Source organism: Sphingopyxis sp. L1A2A (assembly GCF_005502465.1).
Classification (GTDB): Bacteria; Pseudomonadota; Alphaproteobacteria; order Sphingomonadales; family Sphingomonadaceae; genus Sphingopyxis.
Window position 1 is genome coordinate 16,909 of sequence record NZ_SCOT01000018.1, and the last position, 22,439, is coordinate 39,347.

Consider the following 22,439-nt stretch of genomic DNA (forward strand, 5'->3'; position numbering starts at 1 on the left):
CCGGTTATTCGCTGGCCTGGCAGATGATGGTGCCAAAGGGAGGAAGGGAGAAAGACAGGCTGCCCGGTGCCGCAGCGGCGGCCGGGCAGTCGCCATGGAGCGCGGTAAAGACCGTGCTTTTCATATCGATGGCAATCGTCGCCGACAATTGCGTTGCAGACGTATTATAGGCCAGCACGACCTCGCGCCCCGACGCCGGGTCAAAGCGCGAAATCGCGAGCAGCCCGGGCTTGTCGGAAAAGGCGCGCACCTTGGTGGCGCCGCGCATCAGCGCCGGGGTCTTGCGGCGAATGTCGGCGAGCGCGGCGATGTGGCGATAGAGCGGGTGCGCGGGGTCGAAATTCGCGGTCGCGGTGGTCGCATTGGTGCCGACCAGATCATTGTCGTTATAGACCGCGACCCTTGACGCGAACATATTTTCGCGCGCCAGCTGGTCATTGCCGTCGGACACAAACCCCTGTTCGTCGCCATAATAGATCGTCGGCACCCCGCGCAGCGTCAGCATCAAACTGTGTCCGAGCATCACGCGTTGCAGCAGCTCGGCATCGCTCGCGCCCGGGTTCGCCGTCTTCACGAACATCGCGAAGCGCCCCATGTCATGGTTGCCGAGGAAGGTCGGCAGCTGGAGCGCGGCTTCGGCGCCGCCCTTGTAGAGCACATCGCCGTCGAACAGCCGCGCGAACTGGTCGGTGCCCTTGGTGCCGCTGACCGTATCGATCGCAGCGCGGGCAAAGCCGAAGTCGAGCACCGCCGGAAGGTCGGCGGTGTGGGTATAAGCGGCGAGCGCGCCGGGATCGACCGCGTCGATATAGACCTCGCCAAAGATGTGGAAGTTCGGAATGCCGCGCGCCGCCGCGCGCGCCTGCATCGCGGGGACGAACGCCTGCCAGAATTCGGGGTTCACATGCTTGGCGGTGTCAATACGAAAGCCGTCGATGCCGAATTCGTCGATCCAGCGGCCGTAGATGTCGATGAACCCCTGCACGACGCGAGGGTTTTCGGTCGCAAGGTCGTCGAGCCCCGAAAAGTCGCCATAGAGCGCCGATTCGCCGACCCAATCGCTGTTGCCACGGTTGTGATAATAGGTCGGGTCGTTGAGCCACGCCGGAACCTTCACCGCCGCCTCGTCCTGCGGCACGACCGGGGTGTAGGCAAAAGCCGGGTCGGTTAGCTTCGCCCAATTCTCCGGCGCCGCGACATGGTCGCCCGCAAAGCCCGGATTGATCGCCGGTCCGCTCAGCCCGCCGCGCCGCGAAAAGGGATAATCGGCGAGGCTGCGGTACCGAAAGCCTTCGGCCTCGCCTTCCTGGTAACGGATCACGTCGGCGGTGTGGTTGGTGATGATGTCCATATAGACCTTCATCCCGCGCGCGTGTGCGGCATCGACGAAGGCCTTGAATTCGGCGTTGCTGCCGAAATGCGGATCGACGCGGGTAAAATCGGTCACCCAATAGCCGTGATAGCCCGCGCTCTCGTCGCCCTTTGGCCCCTGCACCGGCTTGTTCTTGAACACCGGCGCAAACCAGATCGCGGTCGCGCCCAGCCCCTGAATATAGTCGAGCCGCCTGGTCAGCCCCGCGAGGTCGCCGCCGTGATAGAAGCCCTTGGCGGTCGGATCATAGCCCGTTGCCAGCCGGTCGCCCTTCAGCCCGCCCTTGTCGTTCGCGGCGTCACCGTTCTCGAACCGGTCGGGGAGGACAAAATAGATGACCTCGTCACTCGCGGGCCGGGCGCGCACCGCGGCTTCGTCGGCGACGGCAGGCAGCGGCGCGAGCAACAGCGCCAGTGGGGCAAAATAGCGGATCATGCGGCGACTCCAGCAGTGGGGCGGGTGGCGGCGAGGAAGCGGTCATAGCTTTCCATTTCAGCGACTTCGCGGTCGATCATCAGCGCAATGCCCGCCATATATTGCGCCAGTTCCTGCTCGCCGATGCCGCCCGCCAGCGGGTGCCAGCGCCGCGGTTCGATGCCCTGCCCGACCAGCACCTGTAGCCAGCCCGATTCGGTGAACAATTCCTCATGCTCGCGGAAAATCAGCCCCTGCGCGCGGAACAGTTCGATCTTTGCCGCCAGCGTATCGGGGATCGGCATCGCCGCGCGATCGCGCCAATAGGCGGTGTCGCGGCGCTCGGTGGCCTTGAAATGGAGGATGATGAAATCGCGGATGCGCTCCCATTCGAAATCGCTCTGGCGGTTGAACTCGGCGGCGACGGCGGGGTCGCTCGCCCCCGCGGGGAGCATCTTGAGCAGCCGCGAGATGCCCGCCTGAACCAGATGGATGCTGGTCGATTCGAGCGGTTCCATGAACCCGCTGGCGAGGCCGAGCGCGACGACATTGCGGTTCCACATCCGGCGCCGTTTGCCGCTGGTGAAGCGCAGCCGGTTCGGTTCGGCCTGCGGCGCGCCGTCGAGATGGGCGAGCAGGGTCGCGAGCGCGTCGTCGTCGGAAATATGGTCCGAACAATAGACATAGCCGTTGCCGATGCGGTGCTGGAGCGGGATGCGCCATTGCCAGCCGGCATCGCGCGCGGTCGCGCCGGTCCACGGCAGTTGCGGCGTGTCGCCATGCGCGCAGGGGACCGCGACGGCGCGATCATTGGCCAGCCAGCGCGACCAGTCGTCATAACCGGTTGCGAGCGCACCTTCGATCAGCAGGCCGCGAAAGCCCGAACAGTCGATGAAGAAATCGCCGTCGATGGCGCGGCCGTCGGCAAGCGTCACCCCCGCGACATCGCCGCTTTCGCCGTCGAGGCGGACATCGGCGACCCGCCCCTCGATGCGTTCGACCCCGGTCGCCTCGGCACGGCGGCGCAGATAGGCAGCGTAGAGCCCGGCGTCGAAGTGAAAGGCATAGGGCATTTCATGGAGGTGCGGCGAGGTGCGCGGCGCCCCGCGCTGCATCCGCCGCGCAATGGCGGCGCGTTCGTTGAGCGAATAATGGTCGAGGCTTTGCGCCGCGCCCAGGCTGCGCGCGCGCAGCCAGTAATGCTGGAATTCGAGCAGCCCGAGCCCGCGCCCGATCGCGCCAAAGGCATGCATGTAGCGATGCCCGGGGCGCGTCCAGCCGCTGAATTCGATGCCGAGCTTGATCGTGCCCTGCGTCGCGGTGAGGAATTCATCCTCGTCGATGCCGAGCGCCTGATTGAACAGCCGGATCTGCGGGATCGTCGCCTCGCCAACCCCGACGGTGCCGATGTCGTCCGATTCGACCAGCTGCAGCGACCAGTCCTGCGGCAGGAAGCGGCGCAGGCAAGCGGCGGCCATCCAGCCCGCCGTTCCGCCACCGATGATGATCAATCGCATGTCGGCCATCTGATCTACCTCTGCCTCGCCATGCAACAAAACTGTCGGGGCGGCGCGACCCGGCCGCCCCGACAAGGGGGAGGGTTCAGAATTTGAACGAGGCACCCGCAAGGTAGCGGCGGCCATAGGTCTGGTAATCGATCACCGCGCGCGCATCGCGCGGATCGTCGGTCACGAACGGTTCGTTGGTCAGGTTCTGGCCCTGGACAAACACCGACAGACCTTCGAGCGCGCTGCCCGGCTGGAAATCATAGCCAAGCTGCGCGTCGATGATCGTTTCGGCGCGCGCCCGGCGGCGCACCCGCTGGCCGCCGAAACCCGACAGCTCGCCGATGAAGCTCGACCGGTAGCGCGCGCTGACGCGCGCGTTGACGCCCCATTTTTCGAAATAGGCAGTGCCGTTGGCGACCCATTTGGAATAGCCGGGGATGTCTTCGGCCGGCGCGCCGGGGTTCGGACGGATCTTGGTCTTGGTATAGGATACGCCGCCGGTGACGCCAAAGCCGTCGAGCGCCGCGGTGAAGGTGCTGAACGGCAGCGACCCGGCCAGTTCGGCGCCATAGAGCTTGCCGCCTTCGCCGTTGATCGGCGCGTTCACGGTGCCCATGTAATTGACGATGATCGGCAGCCCGCCCGCGTCGTTGCCCGGCGCCTGGATCGGATAGCCGGTGAAGTCGAACGGGATCGCCTGATTATAGATGTAGCTCTTGAGATCCTTGTAGAACAACTGCGCCGCAATATAGCCCGACGAACCGAAATATTTCTCCAGCGTCAGATCGGCAGCATTGGCGCGCCATGGGCGCAGGTCAGGATTGCCCGAATCGCCGCGCACCACCGCGCAGGTCCGCCCCGCCGGGCACACGATGCCACCCGGATCGCCGATCGTCGTGCCATAGCTCAAGGTCGCGCGCAGGTCGTCGAGCCGCGGCCGGACGATTTCGCGCGCCACGCTGACGCGGACCACGAAGTCGCTGGCGGTGCGCAGCGACAGGTTCAGGCTGGGCAGCACATCGATATAGTCGGTGCTTTCGCGGCGCGGGATGCCCTGGATATTCGGCGAGCCGTTGGGGTTGGTGCCGGCAAAGGTTGCGCTGGCGCCGTTCGAATTCTGGTCGGTGAAGATCGCCTGCACCCCGACATTGCCGGTCAGCACCGACGACCCCAGTTCCTGATCGATATTCGCCTGGAGATAGGTGGTCATCTGCTTTTCGGCGACGTTGTACGCCTTGACTACCACGTCGCCATAAGGGTTGGGTACCAGCTGGTAGATGCCCGCGGCGAGCAGGTCGCGCGGATCATAGCTGATCACCGGACCCAGCCCCAGATAGGTCAGATCGGTCGTGCCGCGACGGAACTGCGTCGGCACCGGCAGGCTGGTCAGCCCGTCGGTGTTGGCGGTCAGGCCGACAAAGGCTTCGTCGGGGGTCAGCTGTTTGGTGCGGGTGGTGTAATTGACCCCGAACTGCACCGATTTCAGAAAGCCCTCCATCTCGCGTTCGATCTCGACGCGATACTGCCACAGCTCATCCTCGATGATGCGGTTATTGTAATAGCCGTCCTGGCCGCCGCGGATGCGCCCGCCGTTGACCCCGGTCTGGTCGCCGCCCCAGCCGAGCGGGCTGGTCAGCTGAATGAGGTTGTAATCGCCATAGTTCAGCGTCGGACGGAAAAAGGTGCCGTCGATGTCGCTGGTGAACCCGATGCTGTCCCGCGCGCCGACCCCGGCGCCGCGGCCGGTGCCCGAATTGCTTTCGAGGATCAGTTCGTTGCGGTCGGTTTTCGACATGCTGATGTCGGCATAGGCGTTCCAGCCGTCGTCGCCCTGCCAGCGGTTGTTCCAGCCGAAGCTGTACAGCTTGGCATTGCGTTCGAACACGTCGTTGCGCACCACCCCCTCGACATTGGTGAAGGTGCCGGCGCGGGCAAAGACGAATTCACCGCTGTCGTCGACGTCGGTGATGTTCACCCCGGCGCCGCCAAAGGCGAGCGGCAATTCGATGCCGCGCTTGATCTGATCGTCGCTGAAATCCGAATAGAAGGCGTCGAAGGTCGAGGTGAAATTGGGGGTCGGCGCCCATTCCAGCGTGCCCTGCAAGCCGAGGCGCTTCAGCCGGGTCGAGGTGGCGTAGGATTTCGAGCCGCCGAGCACGACCGGGCTGGCGAGGGTGCCGTTGCCGGCATAGCCCCAGGCGTTGAATTCCTGGATCTGATAGGGTTCGTCGAGATAGCTGGCCGACAGCGCAACGCCGAGCGTGTCATTGGCGAACTGGTCGACGAAGGTGCCATTAACCCGGTAGCCATATTTTTTCGAGTCGACGTTCAACCGGCCGATTTCGGCCCAGGTGCCGCGGCCGCCGATCGACAAGACGCGCTTGCCATATTCGAGCGGGCGGATCGTCTTGAGGTCGACGGTGCCCGACAGGCCCTGGCCGACGATCGACGCCATCGGTGATTTGTACACGAGCACCTGATTGACGACTTCGGACGGATACTGGTCATATTCGACCGCGCGGTTGTCGCCGGTCGAGGTCTGTTCGCGGCCGTTGAGCAATGTCGTCGAGAAATCCGGGGCAAAGCCGCGGATCGAGATGGCGTTCGAGCGGCCCGAGACCCGCTGCGACGTCAGGCCCGGCAGGCGCGCGATCGATTCGGCGATCGACGCATCGGGCAGCTTGCCGATGTCCTCGGCCGAGATCGATTCGACGACCTGGTCGCGGGTTTTCTTGGCGTTCACCGCGCTTTGCAGGCTGGCGCGAAAGCCGGTGACGACGATCGCGTCTTCGGCGCCTTCCTCGGCAGCGGGATCGGCGACGGGCGCGGTGTCGGCGTCCTGCGCCAGCGCGGCGCCCGGCAACAATGCGGTCAAGGCGACGCCGAGCGCGATGGCGCTGGCCCCGCGGCGAAGACTGGTCGATTTGGTCATGCTAAACTCCCCTGCAGCGACGGGGCGGTTTGGCCAGGCGACGGCAAAAGGGGGCGGCAATCGTGCCGCGCGGCATCCTCTCTTCGACGCATGGGTTTTCCCATCGCGGCCCAGCAATTGGAGCCATTCGGCGGACACGGCCATAGGGTATACGTATACGCATATTATGCGGACGCGCTGCCTGTCGCCGAAATGTCACGATTCCGGCGGGTTGCACCGGTACATTCGCGGCGATCAAATTCTTGGCAGTGACCGGACCACTCGCTAGGTTCGCGCCAGCAGCGACCCGCGACAAGGCCGCCGCACCAGGGAGATTTGCATGGGGCGTCAGCCCTCGGCCAAACCGACGAGTTTCGACATCGCCTATCTGGCGGGGGTGTCGCAGCCCACCGTGTCGCGCGCGCTGCGCGGCAGCAAATCGGTCAGCGCCGCGACCCGCGCCAACATCGAACGCATCGCGCGCGAACTCAACTACACCGTCGACAAAAACGCATCGAGCCTGCGGTCACAGCGCACCCATACGCTCGCGTTGCTGTTCTTCGAGGATCCAACCCCCGACGAATCGATGATCAACCCGTTCTTCCTGTCGATGCTGGGGTCGATCACCCGCGAATGTGCGCTGCGCGGCTATGATTTGCTGATCAGTTTCCAGCAGATGCACAATGACTGGCACGTTGCCTATCAGGACAGCCACCGGTCCGACGGGATCATCCTGCTCGGCTATGGCGATTACCAGCTTTACCTCACCAAGCTGGAGCATCTGGTCGAGATGGGGACGAAGTTCGTGCGCTGGGGGTCGGTGTCCGACGATGGCATCGGGCTGACCGTCGGATCGGACAATGTCGGCGCGGGCGAACAGGCGGGCGCGCATCTGATCGCGATCGGGCGGCGGCGGATCGCTTTTCTGGGCGATGCATCGGACCATGCGCCCGAGTTTCAGGACCGCTACACCGGGCTTTGCCGCGCGATGCGGCAGGCGGATGTCGAACCCGACCCGGCGCTGCAACGCGACGCGGTGTCGTCGGAAGATTCGGGCTATGCCGCCGCAAAATCGCTGCTCGCCAGCGGCAAGCCGTTCGACGCGATCTTTGCCGCGAGCGACCTGATCGCGATCGGCGCGATGCGCGCGCTGGCCGAAGCGGGGCTGCGCCTGCCGCAGGATGTCGCGATCATCGGCTTCGACGACATTCCCTCGGCCAGCCTGACCTCGCCGACGCTGACCACGGTGATGCAGGATATGAAGGGCGCCGGGACGCTGCTCGTCGATGCGCTGCTGGCGCGGATCGACGACCGTCCGGTCGAACGCACGATGCTGCCCGCGCGGCTGATCAAGCGGCAGAGTACGGCGGTTTAACCACCAGATCCTCCCCGTCGCGCAGCGATGGGGAGGTGGCAGCCCGAAGGGCTGACGGAGGGGCTTGTGGCGCGACGTCGCGGCCCCTCCACCACTCATCTGCGATGAGCGGTCCCCCTCCCCATGGCTTCGCCACAGGGAGGATTGGGAGGAACGTATTCGTATACTTAGGCGCGGCGCGCTTGCCCTCCCCCACCCGCGCTGCAATCCTCCGCGCCGACAAGAGCCGCCAATGCGGCCATGGGGAGAGACATATGGATAAGCCGCGGCAGGGCTTTGCCGGCCTTTGGAACATCAGCTTCGGCTTTTTCGGCATCCAGATCGGCTTTGCGCTGCAAAATGCCAATATGAGCCGCATCTTTCAGTCGCTGGGCGAGGATATCGAAAAACTGCCCGGGCTGTGGGTCGCGGCGCCGCTGACCGGATTGCTTGTCCAGCCGATCATCGGCCATCTGAGCGACAAGACCTGGCTTGGCCGGCTCGGGCGCCGCCGCCCTTATTTTCTCGCCGGCGCGATTCTCGCCGCGATTGCCTTGTTCGTGATGCCCGAAAGCCCGGCAATCTGGTTTGCGGCGATGATGCTGTGGATTCTCGACGCCTCGCTCAACATCTCGATGGAACCGTTCCGCGCCTTTGTCGGCGACATGCTGCGCCGCGACCAGCATAGCGCGGGCTATGCGGTGCAGACCGCGTTCATCGGTGCGGGGGCGGTCGTCGGGTCGCTGTTCCCGACGCTGATGGAGGCGATGGGGGTCGCCAATGTCGCGCCGCCGGGGCAGATTCCCGACACGGTCAAATATGCCTTTTGGTTCGGCGGCCTCGCGCTGTTCCTGTCGGTGCTGTGGACGATCGTCACGACGCGCGAATATGACCCCGCCGAAATGGCAGCCTTTGCCGAGCGCGATGCGGCGGCCGAAACCCCCGTGATCCGCGCCCTTGCCTCGCACAGCTATGCGGCCAGCCTGCTCTGGATCGCCGCGGGCGGGGCGGTCGTCGCGATCCAAATGCAGTTCGCGCTGCTGCGCGAGGTGCTGCTGCTTGGCGCGCTGCTGATCGGCTATGGCCTCGCCAGCATGCTCGCCATCGCCCTCGCCCGCGGCGGCAATGACAAGAATATGCTGTCGAGCATCGTCGGCGATTTCGCGGGTATGCCGCCGCTGATGAAGCGCCTCGCGCTGGTGCAATTCTTCAGCTGGTCGGCGCTGTTCATCATGTGGATCAACACGACGCCGGTGGTCACCCAATATCATTATGGCACCACCGACCCGGCGTCGGCGGCGTATCAGACGGGCGCAAACTGGGTCGGCGAGCTGTTCGCGATCTATAACGGCGTCGCCGCGATCGCGGCACTCACCTTGCTGCCGTGGCTGTCGGCGCGGATCGGGCAGGCGCGCACCCACATCGCCGGGCTGGTCTGCGGCGCGATCGGCTTTGGCAGCTTTTTCCTGCTGCGCGATCCGACCCAGCTGATCGTCAGCGAGATTTTCATCGGCATCTTCTGGGCGTCGGTGCTGGCGATGCCCTATGCGATGCTCGCCTCCAGTCTGCCGCAGGCCAAGCTCGGCATTTACATGGGGCTGTTCAACGTCTTTGTCGTCGTGCCGCAATTGCTCGTCGCGACGATCATGGGATCGATCATGCAGGCCTTTTTCCCCGGCGAGCCGATCTTTACCATGGCGTTTGCGGCGGCGACGCTGTTGCTCGCGGCGCTCGCGATGCTGCGCGTCGTGCCGCTGATGCCCAAGGGCGGACTGGCCGCCTAGCTCGACCAGCCGCCCGCGAGGGCGCGGAACAGCGCGATCTGGCGGCGCGAAATCTGGCCGTCCTGCGCCGCGAGCACCGCTTCGGCCTCGGCAAAGGTGCGTTCGGCGTCGAGCCATTCGAGCGAATCCGAGGCGCCCTCCTGCCGTTTGACGCGCACGATGCGCGCCGCACGCTCGGCCTGATCGCGCGCGGCGCGGAGCGCCTGCCGCTGTTCGAGGGCGCGCGCGTAGGACGACAGCGCGGTTTCGGTTTCCTCGAGCGCGCGCAGCACGGTGCCGTCGAATTCGGCGAGCGACGCCTGCGTATCCGCCTCCGCCGCTGCGATCCGTGCCCGCGCCGGTTCCTGATTGGGGAAGGCCCAATTGAGCAACGGCCCGAGCAGCCAGCGGATCGGCCCGCCGCCGAACACATCGCCAAGGCCCGATCCGGTCGACCCGGCTGACCCGCCGAGCGCGATGCGCGGATATAGGTCGGCGGTCGCGACGCCGATGCGCGCGGTATCGGCGGCAAGGCGGCGCTCGGCGGCGCGAATGTCGGGGCGGCGCTTCAGCAGCGCCGCCCCATCACCGACCGGGATGGGGTCGGTGATTTCGAGGCTGATGTTGCGGTCCGCCGCGATGGCGGGGAGCGCCGCGGGGGCACGACCGGTCAGAGTCGCGAGGCGGAACAAAGCCGCCTGCCGCTCGGCCTCGATGGAGGGAATGTCCGCCGACCGCTGGTCGCGCAGCGTCGTGATGCGCGCGAGGTCGAGCCCCGTCGCCATCCCGACGTCCTTGCGCCGCTGGGTCAGCGTCACCTGCTGGTCGAGCAGGCCGACGATACGCCGCGCGACGTCGAGCCGGGCGGTGCCCGACGATGCGTCGGCATAGGCCTGGGTGGTGTCGGCGGCGACGATCACCCGCACCGCATCGGCGTTGGCTTCGGCGGCGGCGGTATCGCCGCGCGCCGCCTCGACCGAGCGGCTGACACGGCCGAACAGGTCGACTTCGTAGGAAATGTTCACTCCGACATCCACCACCCAACCCTCGCGATCGGCGCCGGGCAGGCGTTGGCCCTCGGGGCTGCGACCGTAATTGGCGCCGGCACCGATCTGGCCCTGCGGCAAGCGGTCGGCGCGCGCGCCGCGCAAGGACGCGCGGGCCCGCGCGATATTCGCCACCGCGACGCGGACGTCGGTGTTGCTGGCAAGCGCGTCGGCGACGAGCCCGTCGAGGACGGGATCGTCATAGAGCCGCCACCAGTCGGCTGCGACCGGCGCGAGGGTCACCGCGGGGCTGTTTGCCGAGATGAACGGGCCGGTGGCGACGGGTGCCGATGCCGATTGCGGCGCCTTGTAATTGGGGCCGACGGCGCAGGCGGCGAGCGCGAGGGCCGAGGCGGCGGTGAGGATATTGCGAAGGGTCATGATCTTGTTCCTTATTCCGCCGGGACCGGCAGCGCCGTCCCATGATCGTCCGACCCGCGCCGCGCGCGCCGCTCGGCCGACCAAAGGCTGAGCGAACGGGCGACGACGTAGAAGGTCGGGGTGAAGATGAGGCCGAACGCCGTCACGCCCAGCATGCCGAAGAAGACCGCGGTGCCGAGCGCCTGGCGCAGCTCCGCGCCTGCTCCGCTTGCGATCAACAGCGGCACGGCGCCGAGGATGAAGGCAAAGCTGGTCATCAGGATCGGGCGCAGACGGTCGCGCGCGGCACGCACCGCGGCCTCGATCGGCGACAACCCATCTTCCTCCTCGGCCTGCTTGGCGAATTCGACGATCAGGATCGCGTTCTTCGCCGCGAGCGCGATGAGCACGACGAGCCCGATCTGCGTCAGCACATTATTGTCCATGCCGCGCAAATTCACCCCGATCATCGCCGCGAGCAGACACATCGGCACGATGAAGATGATCGCCAGCGGCAGCATCAGGCTTTCATATTGCGCCGCCAGCACGAGGAAGACGAAGACCACCGCGAGCGCGAAGACGATCCCTGCGGTGTTCGCCGCCGCCTTTTGCTGGAAGGCGATGCCGGTCCATTCGGTGCCGTAGCCCGCGGGCAGCGTTTCGCTCGCCAGCTTTTCCATCGTCGTCAGCGCCGCGCCCGACGACGCGCCCGGCGCGGTGTCGCCGTCAATCTCGACCGCGGGGAACAGATTGTAGCGCGTCACGCGGTACGGCCCCGTGCGATCCTCGAAATTGGCAACCGACCCGATCGGCACCATCGCGCCGCTGTTCGACCGCGTTTGCAGGTTCGCAATATCGGGCACGGTCTGGCGATAGGGGGCGTCGGCCTGTGCGGTGACGCGGTAGGTGCGGCCGAGCAGGTTGAAATCGTTGACGAACGCCGAGCCGAGATAGACCTGGAGCGTCTCGAACACGCGCTCGGGCGGGACGCCGAGCATATTCGCCTTGGCCCGGTCGATGTCCGCATAGACGCGCGGGTTGGTCGCGTCGAAAAAGGTGAAGACATTGGCGAGACCCGGGGTCTGGTTCGCCTTGCCGATCAGATTGTTCGTCTCGTTCGCGAGCGCGGCATAGCCGTTCCCGCCGCGGTCCTGGACGATCATCCGGTATCCGCCCGCCGAGCCGATGCCCTGGATCAGCGGCGGCGGGATGATGACGATCTGCGCCTCGGTGATGTCGGCGGTGTTGGCGCGCGCCTGGTTGATGATGTCGTCGAGCTTGACGCCGAGCCTCGCACGCTCCTCGAACGATTTGAGCGGGAAATACGCGGCGGCCGAGTTCGGCGCGAGCGTCTGTGACGGGCCGTCGAAGCCCGCGAGCATCACCGAGCCGAGGACACCCTCGACCGGCAGCACCCGACCGGCGACCTTTTTGAGCACTGCGTCGGTGCGCTCGACCGACGCGCCGGCGGGCAGCTTGGCGACGACGAGGAAATAGCCCTGATCCTGGGCCGGGATGAAGCCGGTCGGCGTCGCCCAGAACAGCCCCGCGGTCGCAGCGATCAGCGCGGCATAGGTGACCATCATCTTTTTCGGCGCCCGCACCAGCCGGTCGGTCAGCCGCGCATAGCCATCGCTCATCCGTTCAAAATTGCGGTTGAAGCTGTCGCCGGCGCGGCGGACGAACCGCATCCCGCGGCCCTCGTTCTGCGGCGCCGCATGCGGCTTGAGCAGGATCGCCGCCAGCGCGGGCGACAGGGTGAGCGACAGGATCAGCGAGATGATCGTTGCGGTCGAAATCGTCACCGCAAACTGTTGATAGAAGGCGCCCGAGAGGCCGGTCAGGAACAGGGTCGGCACGAACACCGCGCAGAGCACGAGCACGATCGCGACCAGCGCCCCCGACACTTCGTCCATCGAGGTGCGCGCCGCTTCGAGCGCCGACATCCCGCGTTCGAGGTTGCGCTCGACATTCTCGACGACGACGATCGCGTCATCGACGACGATGCCGATCGCCAGTACCAGCCCGAACAGCGAGAGGTTGTTGAGGCTGTAGCCGAACGCCGCGAGCACCACGAAGGTGCCGATCAGCGACACCGGGATCGCCAGCACCGGAATGATCGCCGCGCGCCATTTCTGCAGGAACACCAGGATGACGATGACCACCAGAATCACCGCCTCGATCAGCGTTTCCATCACCGCGTCGATCGACTGCGCGATGAATTCGGTGGGGTTATAGATGACGCGATACTCGAGGCCCTTGGGGAAGGTTTTCGACGACGACGCCATTTCGGCCTCGACCGCTTCGGCGGCGGCGAGCGCGTTCGATCCGGGACGCTGGAACACCGCCATGATGACGGTCGGGTCACCCGAGAGATAGGTGTTGCTGTTGTAATCCGACGCGCCGAGCTCGACCCGCGCGACGTCGGCCACGCGGACCTGGCGCCCATCGGCATCGCTGCGGATGACGATATTGGCAAAATCCTTGGGATCGGTCAGGCGGCCCTGCGTTTCGACGTTGAGCTGGAAATCGCTGCCTCCCGCATAGGGCGGCTGGCCGAGCGTGCCCGCCGCGACCTGGACATTCTCCCGCCGCAGCGCGGCGACGATCTCGCCCGCGGTCAGGTCGAGCGCCGCGGCGCGGCCGGGGTCGATCCACACCCGCATCGCATAGTCGCGCGCCCCGAACAGGCGGACGTCGCCGACGCCGTCGATACGGCTGAGCCGGTCACGCAGCTGGGTCAGCGCATAGTTGGAGATATAGGCGCGATCGAGCGACTTGTCGGGCGACACCAGGTTGACGACCATCAGGAAGTCGGGCGACGTCTTGCGCGTCACCACGCCCAGCCGCTGCACCGTTTCGGGCAGCCGAGGGGTCGCGATGGCGACGCGGTTCTGCACCAGCACCTGCGCGGCGTCGAGGTCGGTGCCGATCTTGAAGGTCACGGTGATCGTGACATTGCCGTCGCCGGTCGACTGGCTGCTCATATAGAGCATGTTGTCGACGCCGTTGATTTCCTGCTCGATCGGCGCCGCCACCGTGTCGGCGACGGTTTCCGCCGACGCGCCGGGGTAATTGGCCGAGACGGTCACCGTCGGCGGGACGATGTCGGGATATTGCGAGACGGGCAGGCCGATATAGGCGACCGCGCCGACGATGGTGATGATGACGGCGAGCACCGCGGCAAAGATCGGCCGGTCGATGAAAAAGCGGGATAGGCGCATGGGAAAGCCCCTGTCTGGAAATCGAAACGGAGTCGGAACCTCAATCCCCCGCGTCATCCCGGCGAAGGCCGGGATCTCGACGTTGAGGACGGACGCGCCGTTGAGATCCCGGCCTCCGCCGGGATGACGAATTTACTTATTTGGCAAAGGTCGCCTGCGCCGACACCGGCTCGGCCGCAGCCGCCGCGCCCTGCTTCGGCGTCGTCGCAGCGATCTTGCCCGCCCGGGTCACCGCCTTGGTGCCCGGCCGCGCGAACTGGTGTCCGGTGATGACGACCTGATCGGTCGGGGTCAGCCCCGACCGGATGACGCGCAGGCCATCGACTTCGGGACCGATCTCGACCGGCTTGGCCGCAACCATGCCGTCCTTGCCGACGACATAGACGATCTTGCGCGCCTGATCGGTCTGCACCGCGGCGGCGGGGATCAGCAGCGCGCGCGCCGTCTGTCCGGTCGACAGGCGCATGTTGCCGAACATGCCGGGGGTCAGGAACATTTCGGGGTTGGCGAAGCGGGCGCGGGCGCGGATCGTGCCCGAACGCGGGTCGAGGCCGTTGTCGGTAAAGTCGAGCTGCCCTTTCCAGCGATAATCGCCTTCGTCCTGCAGGCGGACCTCGACGGTCGCGCCCTGTTCGGCGGCGGCGCGCTTGGCCTTCAGGAACAGCGCTTCGGAGCCCTGGAAGCTGAAGTAGATCGGGTCCATCGCGTTGATCGTCGTCAGCAGCGTGCCGCCGGCGTCGCCCGCCGACACCAGGTTGCCCGCATCGATCTGACGGTCCGAAATGCGGCCGCCCATCGGGGCGCGGACGACGGTGAATTCGACATCGAGCGAACGCGCCGCGATGCGCGCGTCGGCACCGGCGAGCGCCGCCGAGGCGGCGTTGACGCGGGCGCGGAGGCGGTCGATCTCGCTCTGCGATACCGCTTCGACCTCGACAAGGCGGCCGGCGCGGTCGAGTTCGAGCCGCGCGAGCGCCAGATCGCTGCGTGCACTGGCGGCCGCGGCGCGCGCTTCGGCGAGCGCGGCGCGATAGGGGCGCGGATCGATGGTGAAGAGCGGCTGGCCCTGGCGGACGATCTGGCCGTCGGTGAAGTGGATGGCGGTGATCGCGCCCGATACGCGCGGGCGCACTTCGACCGCCTTCGACGCCTCGAAACGGCCGATATAATCGTCCCACAACGTCACATCGCGCGCGATCGGCGCGGCGACGGTCAGCACCGGCGCGGGCGCCGCGGCGGCCGGCGGGGCGCCGTCGCGCAGCAACCACCAGGCGCCGATCACCAATATGATGATCGCCGCGATCCATCCGGCGCGGCGGCCGCGGGCGGGCCGCAGCAAGCTCTTGAGTTCACGGCGGACCGTCGCATCGGCGGGGTCGAGCTTTTCGATTGGGGTGTGGACGGTCATCGGGGGTGCCCTCTTCTCTTCATGCAATTCGGTCGGCTGCGCACGGGACACAGCGGTTCACAGCACCGGAAGCAGGCTTCCGGTGGGGGGTATTCAAACAATCCTCATGGCGGGACGGCCCTCTGCGAAGAGGACGGCCGCCCGTCCGGCCGCCCGCACCAAAAAATGCGCGAGCGCCGGTCCCTGTTCTATCTTGCCGGCAAACGCCGTCAGGCGCCCGACCGGAGCAAGGCCCGCTCCCGGGATAATATTCGATGCTGGGGGTTCCGGCCGCCGCATGATCATTGTCACGCGGTGGCCGGCCCGGGGGGAGAACCTATCTTTGTATACTGAGTGGTATATAAGTCATGTTGCGCTGCGTCAAGCGCATTGTGTACCGGGCAGTAAAAATAATTCTATCAGCGCCCCGGCCACAGCTTCAGGCTGGTTTCGACCAGTCGCTCCAACTCGGCGCGCGAGGCGCCCGAACCTGCCTGCACCGCCATGCCCTGGTTCACCGCGATCAGGAACTGGGCCAGCCCATCAGGGTCAGTGTCGGCCGGAAAATCGCCCTCGGCCTTGGCGCGCGCGAATCGGTCGAGCATCGCACGCTTGGCCGCCGCGCCGCGTTCGACCACGGCTTCGCGAATACATTCGGCTTCGGCACCGCAGGCCACCGAACTGATCACGCCCAGGCACCCATTCGGATTGTCGGGGCAAGTGTACATGTCGAGCGCGCCATACATCAAACGTTCGGCGACCCCGCGCGCGGTCGGCGCCTCGAGCGCGGCGCGCATATAATCGGCCTTTTCGCGCTCATACAGGTCGAGCGCCTTGTTAAAGAGCGCTTCCTTGTTGCCAAACGCGGCATAGAGGCTGGGCTTGGTAATCCCCATCGCATCGGTCAGGTCGGCCATCGATGCGCCTTCATAGCCTTTCGACCAGAACACGCGCAGCGCCGCAGCCAACGCAGCATCGACGCAAAATTCGCGCGGCCGGCCTTTGGTGGCAGTGGGAGCTTCGATTTCCATAACGGCTGGTATATAAGTTAAGCGGTGACGAATGTCCAGTGGCGCCGGGCGTGACCCCGAGCGGGGTGGCCTGATCTTGGCGCGAACGAAAAAGGGGAGAGCGTCGCGGCCCTCCCCTTTTGCTCATTCGCGCTGCATCAGCGGGTCTTGAAGCGGACGCCGACGCGGAAGCTGCGGCCCAGCAGGTCCGAATAGGTACTGTTGGCCGCGAGTCCGGTTTCGGGCAGCAGGATCGGATCGTCGTTGAGCAGGTTGGTGACGTTGAAGAAGAACTCGCCCCGCGCGTCACCACCGGCCGAGAATTTCTGCGTCAGGTTAAGGTCGACGTAGAAGGCGCCCTTGATGCGGTTGCTGTCATAGGTGGGGGCGTTGACCGTCGAGGTCGGGCAGCCCGTCTGACATTCGATGCCGTTGGCGACATATTTGCCCGCGCTGACGCCGCGGCCAACTGCCGTGATGCTGAAATCATCGGCATCATAGGACGCGCTGACGCGGTAAATCCATTTCGGCGTGCTGGACTGACCGCCATTCACCCCGGTCGAATCCACGACCACCGTGCCCGGCACGCCGTTGTCCAAGCGGTTTTCCAGATAACGGGTGGCGAGGCCGCGCAGCGTGAACGCACCAGCGTTGCCAACTGGCAGGCGATAGGAGGCATCGAAATCGATCCCGCGGAGTTTCTGGCTCGCCGCGTTGAACGGCTGCGTCCGGATGATCAGATATGGCCGCGCCGGATCCTGGGTGCGGGCGGGGTCGGTGGTGATGGCGTCGCAGAACGCCTGCTCGCCCAGGAAACACAGATTGACGATCTGCTGCGCGCTGAACGAGCCGATCCCGCTATCCACCTCGATGTCGAAATAGTCGACCGCCAGGTTAAAGCCCGGCAGGAAGGTCGGCGTGAAGACCGCACCGACATTCCACTGATCGGCCTTTTCCGGCGCCAGCGCCGTATTGCCGGTCGCGAAACCCGAATAGCTGTAGCCCGACTGCACGGGCTGGCCCGGCGGCACGAACGACGGACTGGTGCCGGCGGCAAAGCCGGGGTTGCTGACCGCATCGCTGTTGGCGGTGCCCGCCTGGAACAGATCGTTGAGGTTGGGCGCGCGGATGTCGCGCGACCGGGTCACGCGAATGCGAATATCGTCGATCGGCTGCCAGGTCGCGCCCGCTTTCCAGGTCGTGACATAACCCGCGGTCGAATAATCGGTCGCCCGCACCGCGCCGTTGAACTCGAGCCCGAAGCCGAGCGGGACCACGGTTTCGAAATAGGCTTCCTTGACGTTGTACGACCCGAAGCTGGGCAGATAATTGCCCACCGACCAGCGATTGGTGGCGCCGGTCACGTTGCCGTTGGTAATGATCGGCACCGGCTGGAATTCGTCGGGGACAAACCCGCTGACCTCTTCCTTGCGATATTCGGCGCCGATCGCGACGCTGACATCGCCGGCCCAGGTCGCGAACGGCGTGGCCGAGAAGTTCGCGCCGACCACCGTTTGTTCGATCACCTGGTCGCGATACGGATCGCCCAGCACATAGTCGATCGCCGCCGGGTTGGCGACGCCCAGACCCAGACGGTTGAGCGGCACGCACGCGGCGTCGTTGTTGGCCGGATTGGCATCGACGTTGATCAGGCACTGGATCGACCCGGCGGGAAAACCGCTGCCGGCGGGGGCAAAGGCCGCGTCGCGCGCGGCGTTGATGCGCGCGACATTCTGAATGTCGCGCAGCTGCTCGCGGAGCTCAGCGCGGCCATATTGGCCAAATATGTCCCAGCGCGCGGTGTTGCCGAACGCATCGAACTCGCCCTGCGCGCCGACCAGATACCGCTGCACCTTGCGCTTGTTGTCGATCCCGCGGCCCGGCAGATCGGCCGAGGTCGTGGCAATGGTGACGCTGGTGATACCCTGCAGCCGGTCCGCGCCCAGCGCGTTGAGCAGGAAGGCGTTGCAGGTGATCGGCACCGGCGTCTGGGTACAGCCCGTTGCATTGAGCTGGATGCCGGTCTGCAGGTTCGGACCGGCGTTAAACCGTACCTTCTGCTGATTGTACGCGGCTTCCGCGAACAATTCGATGCCGTCGGTGACTTCAAAGCTGACGCGGCCGAATACCCCGTAGCGGTCATCCTCTGGGTCCAGGCCGATGCGGCGGCCCGAATCATTGACCTGCCATGATCCGCCTTGGGTCAGCGTCGGCGCGGCGGTGCCGGTCGGCGACGGGAACGTCAGCGGCCCATAGATGAACTGGTTGATCGCGCCGCCTTCGGTGAAATACAGCCCGCGCAGCCGGTTGGCGACGCCGCCCGCCGAATTGGTGATGAGGCTGCCCGGCGCCGAGTTCGCCGCTCCGACCTGGCGGCGGATCAGGAACTGCGGCCCGCCGCTGGTCGGGGTATAGGCCGGATCCTGGATGCGGACGAAGCCGGTGGCGTTCCAGTCGCGATCGACCTGGAAGATGCCGTCGCGATGCGCGATCTCGCCGCTCAGCAGGACGTGGCCGCGCCCGCCCGCAAACGCCATCCCACCCGCGATGCTGGCCGAATAGTTGAAACCGTCGCCTTCCTGGGTGATGCCGCTGTCGGCTTCGATCTTCAGCCCCTCATATTTGTTGTTGAGGATGAAGTTGACCACCCCCGCGACCGCATCCGAGCCATAAGCCGCAGAGGCGCCGCCGGTCACTACCTCGACGCTCGAGATCAAGGCTTGCGGAACGGTGTTGATGTCGACCAGCCCGGTGATCGTCGAACCTACCGAGCGCCGGCCGTTGACCAGGATCAGCGTGCGTTCGGCGCCCAGATTTCGAAGGTTGAGGGCGTTGATGCCCGCCTGTCCGCTCGAAATATTGAGGCGCGAGTTGGACGGACGGGTCGAGCCGGCGAGCGACGGCAGCGTGTTGACGAAATCGGCGATGTTGTTCGACGGCGAGCTGTTTTCGATCTCGGTTTCGCTCAGCACCGTCAGCGGCGTCGGCGCTTGGAACCCGTCGCGCACGATGCGCGAACCGGTAACGACGATCTGGTCGGCGTCGGCGGCTTCGACGGTGTCGGCAGGCGCCGCCGTCTCCTGCGCCAGCGCCGGGGCGCTGTGAACAAGCGCCAGCGCGGTCATCGCCGCGCCGAAGTTGCGTTTGCCGCCCAGCGACCGGCGAATTCGTCCAAGATCACGCATGTTATCCGTCCCCTTATGTTGCCCAAGGGCCAAGCCGCGCATCGTTCGATGCGTGTTCCGGTGCTGGTGCTCCGGCTTGGCTAGCCCCGCTTTGTCCCGCCTGACCGCGCGGCGGGCTCGTGGCTCCGCCTGCTTATATTTTATGATATCCCTCGTACCGATCCGGCCATCGCCGTGTTCAAGGCGCGCGGACAGCCGGTTCCGTGACGGCGAGGTTACAGGGTGGTTACGGTCGGTCAACCGCTTCGCGATGACCCTGACGATATGGACCTATAGCCGCAAGGCATGGCGCGATCGAACGCGGCCCGGCCCGATGCGGATAGCTTGTAGTTATAGGGGGGGACCCGCTTGCTATGGGGTCGCGCCACCGCGCTACGATAGGGTCGGGTTTCGTCACTTTCGTCCCTTCATCTGGAGGCCTTGTTGATCCATCGCCGCGCGTTCCTGCTTGCTTCCGCTGCGCTTGTCGCGATGCCCGGAAGCCTTCTCGCGAAACCCCGGGTCAAGGGCGGCACGCGCACCGTCAGACTGTCGGGCGCACGGGCGCCGGTCGAGATCATCGAGGACGAACTGGGCGTTCCCCACGTCCGCGCCGCATCGCGGCATGATGCGTTTTTTGGGCAGGGCTATCTGGTCGCGCGCGACCGATTGTTCCAGATCGACATGGACCGCCGCCGCGAGATGGGGCGGATGGCCGAAGCCTTTGGTCCGCGCTTTGTCGCCGCTGACCGCGCGGCGCGGCTGTTCCTGTACCGCGGCGATATCGATGCCGAGCTGGCGGCGCTGCCCCCCGACGTGCTCGATTGCGCGCGCGGCTATGTCGCCGGGGTCAACGCGCGGATCGCCGAACTGGCGGCCGATCCCGCGGGATTGCCGCTGGAATATGGCATATTGGGGATCAGCCCGCTGCGCTGGGACGTGCGCGATCTGGTGCGCGGGCGCGGCATCGGCATGGGCGACGCCGATGACGAGGTGCGCCGCGCGCAGTTGCAGGCGCGCGGCCTGCTCGACGCCGAGCAGCTGATGGCGCCGCTGCGCCCCGTTTGGTCGTTCAACATGCCCGACGGACTCGACGTCGCGGCGGTCAGCGAGGCCGATCTGGGCGTATTGGATCCCGCCGCGCGGCCGGTGCCGTTCGACGCGATTCAAGAGGCGTCGCTCGACCCCGAAGTGCGCGGCGCCGACCGCTTTGCGCTGGGCAGCAACGCGTGGACCATTTCGCCATCGCGCAGCGCGACCGGGCGGCCGATCCTGGCCAATGATCCGCATCTGGGCATTGGCAGCGCCAGCCCGCGCCATATGTGCCACCTGTCGGCACCGGGGCTCGACGTCATCGGTGCCGGCGCGCCGGGGCTACCCGGGATCATGCAGGGGCACACCGATCGTTTCGCCTTTGGCCGTACCAATTTCCACATCGACCAGACCGACCTGTTCATCCTGCGCACCAAAGAGGGTGACCCCGGCCAATATTGGCACAAGGGTGCGTGGCGGGCGTTCGAGACGTTCGAGGACGAGATTGTCGTCAAGGGCGCGCCGCCCGAACGCGTGACTTTGCGCTATGCCGATGGTCGCCCGATCGTGTCGCAGGACGCGGCGCGCAGCCGCGCGGTCGCCTTTGCCACGGTCAGCATGTTGCCGGGCGCCAATATGAAATTCGCGATCATCGCGATCAATCTGGCGACCGACTGGGCGTCGCTGCGGCAGGCTTTCAAACTCCACGTGTCGCCGACCAACCTTCATTATGCCGACATCGACGGCAATACCGGGTGGCAGACAATCGGCTTTACCCCCCGCCGTCCCAAGCATGACGGGCTGTTCCCCGCGCCCGGCGACGGCGATTTCGACTGGACGGGACTGCTGCCGATCGAGGATATGCCGCACGTCTATAACCCGCCCGAAGGCTGGTTCGCGTCGGCGAACCAGATGAACCTGCCGGTCGGTTATCCCTATCGCGAGCGGGTCATCAGCTTCAACTGGAGCGATCCCTATCGCTACGACCGCGTCGCCGAGGTGCTGCGCGCTCAGAACAAGCACCGGATTGCCGACAGCATCGCGCTGCAGCACGACGTCCAGTCGCTGCCCGCGCGCGCGCTGCTGAAACTGCTTCCCGCCACGCTGTCGGTCGAGGCCGCGCCCGCTGCCGCGCTGCTGCGGCGCTGGGATTGCGGGATCGAAGCCGACAGCGCGGCGGCGCTGTTGTTCGAAATGGTGATGGTGGCGCTGTCGGCCGACTTCCGCGACCGGGTGGTCCCCGCGGCGGCAAAAGATCTGATCCCGACCGTCAACCTGTCCGAAATGCTCCGCATCCTTGGCGCGCCCGACAAGCGGCTGGGCGACGATCCCGCGGCGGCGCGCGACGCACTGATCGACCGCGCGCTGGCCGCCGGGTGGGCAAAGGCGGTCGAACTGGGCGGCGGCGATCCGGCCAAATGGCAGTGGGGCGATCTGCACCGGGTGACCATCGCGCATCCGCTGGCATCGTCGATCCCGGCGATCGCGGCGGCCTTTCCCAAAATCGAGGGCGGCCGGTCGGGCGGCGACGGGACGACGCCGATGGCGCGCGGCTTCAATTCGCGACGCGGATTCAACGTGTCGCATGGCGCGAGCTATTTGTTCGTCGCCGATGTCGGCGCGTGGGACAACAGCCGTTTCCTGCTGCTGCCCGGCCAGTCGGCCGACCCGCGCTCGCCGCGCTACCGCGATTTTTATCCCAAGTGGCTGGCGGGTGCGATGCAGCCGCTCTGGTTCAGCAGGGCGGCGGTGGACCGACATGCGGTAGGGCGGACGATGTTGGCGCCTGCGAAGGGTTGATCGCCCCTCCCCTCAACCGTTCGCCCTGAGCTTGTCAAAGGGCTGTTCTTGCTTTCGACCTCGAAGAAAAAGAACGGTGCCTCGACAAGCTCAG

Annotated in this window: 11 protein-coding genes; 3 read left to right on the top strand and 8 right to left on the bottom strand. The window is 66.1% G+C overall.

All coding sequences use genetic code 11. From position 1 onward, the window contains the following. Positions 1 to 4: 4 nt before the first annotated feature. The 3 genes from FFS68_RS11510 to FFS68_RS11520 form a co-directional block, all read right to left on the bottom strand. Positions 5 to 1,807, bottom strand: a complete 1,803-nt coding sequence (locus FFS68_RS11510; protein WP_137753341.1) for an alpha-amylase family glycosyl hydrolase — start codon at positions 1,805 to 1,807, stop codon at positions 5 to 7. Continuing rightward, the gene (locus tag FFS68_RS11515; protein WP_137753342.1) at positions 1,804 to 3,312 is read right to left on the bottom strand and encodes a tryptophan halogenase family protein; all 1,509 of its coding nucleotides are present in this window, start codon (positions 3,310 to 3,312) and stop codon (positions 1,804 to 1,806) included. Before FFS68_RS11515 ends, FFS68_RS11510 begins: the two co-directional genes overlap by 4 nt. Positions 3,313 to 3,388: 76 nt before the next feature. Continuing rightward, positions 3,389 to 6,226 carry a TonB-dependent receptor gene (locus FFS68_RS11520; RefSeq protein ID WP_171003845.1) on the bottom strand — a complete coding sequence of 946 codons (2,838 nt, stop codon included), beginning with the start codon at positions 6,224 to 6,226 and terminating at the stop codon, positions 3,389 to 3,391. 319 nt (positions 6,227 to 6,545) lie between these two features. Here FFS68_RS11520 and FFS68_RS11525 point away from each other — a divergent pair, with 319 nt between their 5' ends. After that, positions 6,546 to 7,580: a LacI family DNA-binding transcriptional regulator gene (locus tag FFS68_RS11525; RefSeq protein WP_137753343.1), complete on the top strand. Its 1,035-nt coding sequence runs from the start codon at positions 6,546 to 6,548 to the stop codon at positions 7,578 to 7,580. Positions 7,581 to 7,834: 254 nt separating this feature from the next. Further along, positions 7,835 to 9,343, top strand: a complete 1,509-nt coding sequence (locus FFS68_RS11530) for an MFS transporter (protein WP_137753344.1) — start codon at positions 7,835 to 7,837, stop codon at positions 9,341 to 9,343. On the opposite strand, the gene FFS68_RS11535 is transcribed toward FFS68_RS11530, so the two are convergent. The 5 genes from FFS68_RS11535 to FFS68_RS11555 form a co-directional block, all read right to left on the bottom strand. Continuing rightward, positions 9,340 to 10,749 carry a TolC family protein gene (locus FFS68_RS11535; RefSeq protein WP_137753345.1) on the bottom strand — a complete coding sequence of 470 codons (1,410 nt, stop codon included), beginning with the start codon at positions 10,747 to 10,749 and terminating at the stop codon, positions 9,340 to 9,342. The two genes, FFS68_RS11530 and FFS68_RS11535, sit on opposite strands and share 4 nt — an antisense overlap. An 11-nt stretch (positions 10,750 to 10,760) precedes the next feature. Continuing rightward, on the bottom strand, positions 10,761 to 13,952 hold the full coding sequence (locus tag FFS68_RS11540; protein WP_137753346.1) for a multidrug efflux RND transporter permease subunit: 3,192 nt from the start codon (positions 13,950 to 13,952) through the stop codon (positions 10,761 to 10,763). Positions 13,953 to 14,088: 136 nt separating this feature from the next. Further along, positions 14,089 to 15,360, bottom strand: coding sequence for an efflux RND transporter periplasmic adaptor subunit (locus FFS68_RS11545; protein WP_137753347.1), 1,272 nt, complete (start codon positions 15,358 to 15,360; stop codon positions 14,089 to 14,091). Between the two features lie 398 nt (positions 15,361 to 15,758). Continuing rightward, the gene (locus FFS68_RS11550; protein ID WP_137753348.1) at positions 15,759 to 16,370 is read right to left on the bottom strand and encodes a TetR/AcrR family transcriptional regulator; all 612 of its coding nucleotides are present in this window, start codon (positions 16,368 to 16,370) and stop codon (positions 15,759 to 15,761) included. 137 nt (positions 16,371 to 16,507) lie between these two features. Then, positions 16,508 to 19,534 carry a TonB-dependent receptor gene (locus FFS68_RS11555; RefSeq protein WP_137753349.1) on the bottom strand — a complete coding sequence of 1,009 codons (3,027 nt, stop codon included), beginning with the start codon at positions 19,532 to 19,534 and terminating at the stop codon, positions 16,508 to 16,510. Positions 19,535 to 19,957: 423 nt separating this feature from the next. Between FFS68_RS11555 and FFS68_RS11560 the strand changes: the two genes are divergently transcribed. Beyond that, a complete protein-coding gene (locus tag FFS68_RS11560) occupies positions 19,958 to 22,345 on the top strand; it encodes a penicillin acylase family protein (protein ID WP_137753350.1) in 2,388 nt (795 codons plus the stop codon). The last annotated feature ends 94 nt before the right edge of the window (positions 22,346 to 22,439 follow it).

Bases quoted from the DNA above. Each gene is read 5' to 3' on its own strand.
- FFS68_RS11510 (WP_137753341.1), bottom strand. From the start codon at position 1,807: ATGATCCGCTATTTTGCCCCACTGGCGCTGTTGCTCGCGCCGCTGCCT.
- FFS68_RS11515 (WP_137753342.1), bottom strand. From the start codon at position 3,312: ATGGCCGACATGCGATTGATCATCATCGGTGGCGGAACGGCGGGCTGG.
- FFS68_RS11520 (WP_171003845.1), bottom strand. From the start codon at position 6,226: ATGACCAAATCGACCAGTCTTCGCCGCGGGGCCAGCGCCATCGCGCTC.
- FFS68_RS11525 (WP_137753343.1), top strand. From the start codon at position 6,546: ATGGGGCGTCAGCCCTCGGCCAAACCGACGAGTTTCGACATCGCCTAT.
- FFS68_RS11530 (WP_137753344.1), top strand. From the start codon at position 7,835: ATGGATAAGCCGCGGCAGGGCTTTGCCGGCCTTTGGAACATCAGCTTC.
- FFS68_RS11535 (WP_137753345.1), bottom strand. From the start codon at position 10,749: ATGACCCTTCGCAATATCCTCACCGCCGCCTCGGCCCTCGCGCTCGCC.
- FFS68_RS11540 (WP_137753346.1), bottom strand. From the start codon at position 13,952: ATGCGCCTATCCCGCTTTTTCATCGACCGGCCGATCTTTGCCGCGGTG.
- FFS68_RS11545 (WP_137753347.1), bottom strand. From the start codon at position 15,360: ATGACCGTCCACACCCCAATCGAAAAGCTCGACCCCGCCGATGCGACG.
- FFS68_RS11550 (WP_137753348.1), bottom strand. From the start codon at position 16,370: ATGGAAATCGAAGCTCCCACTGCCACCAAAGGCCGGCCGCGCGAATTT.
- FFS68_RS11555 (WP_137753349.1), bottom strand. From the start codon at position 19,534: ATGCGTGATCTTGGACGAATTCGCCGGTCGCTGGGCGGCAAACGCAAC.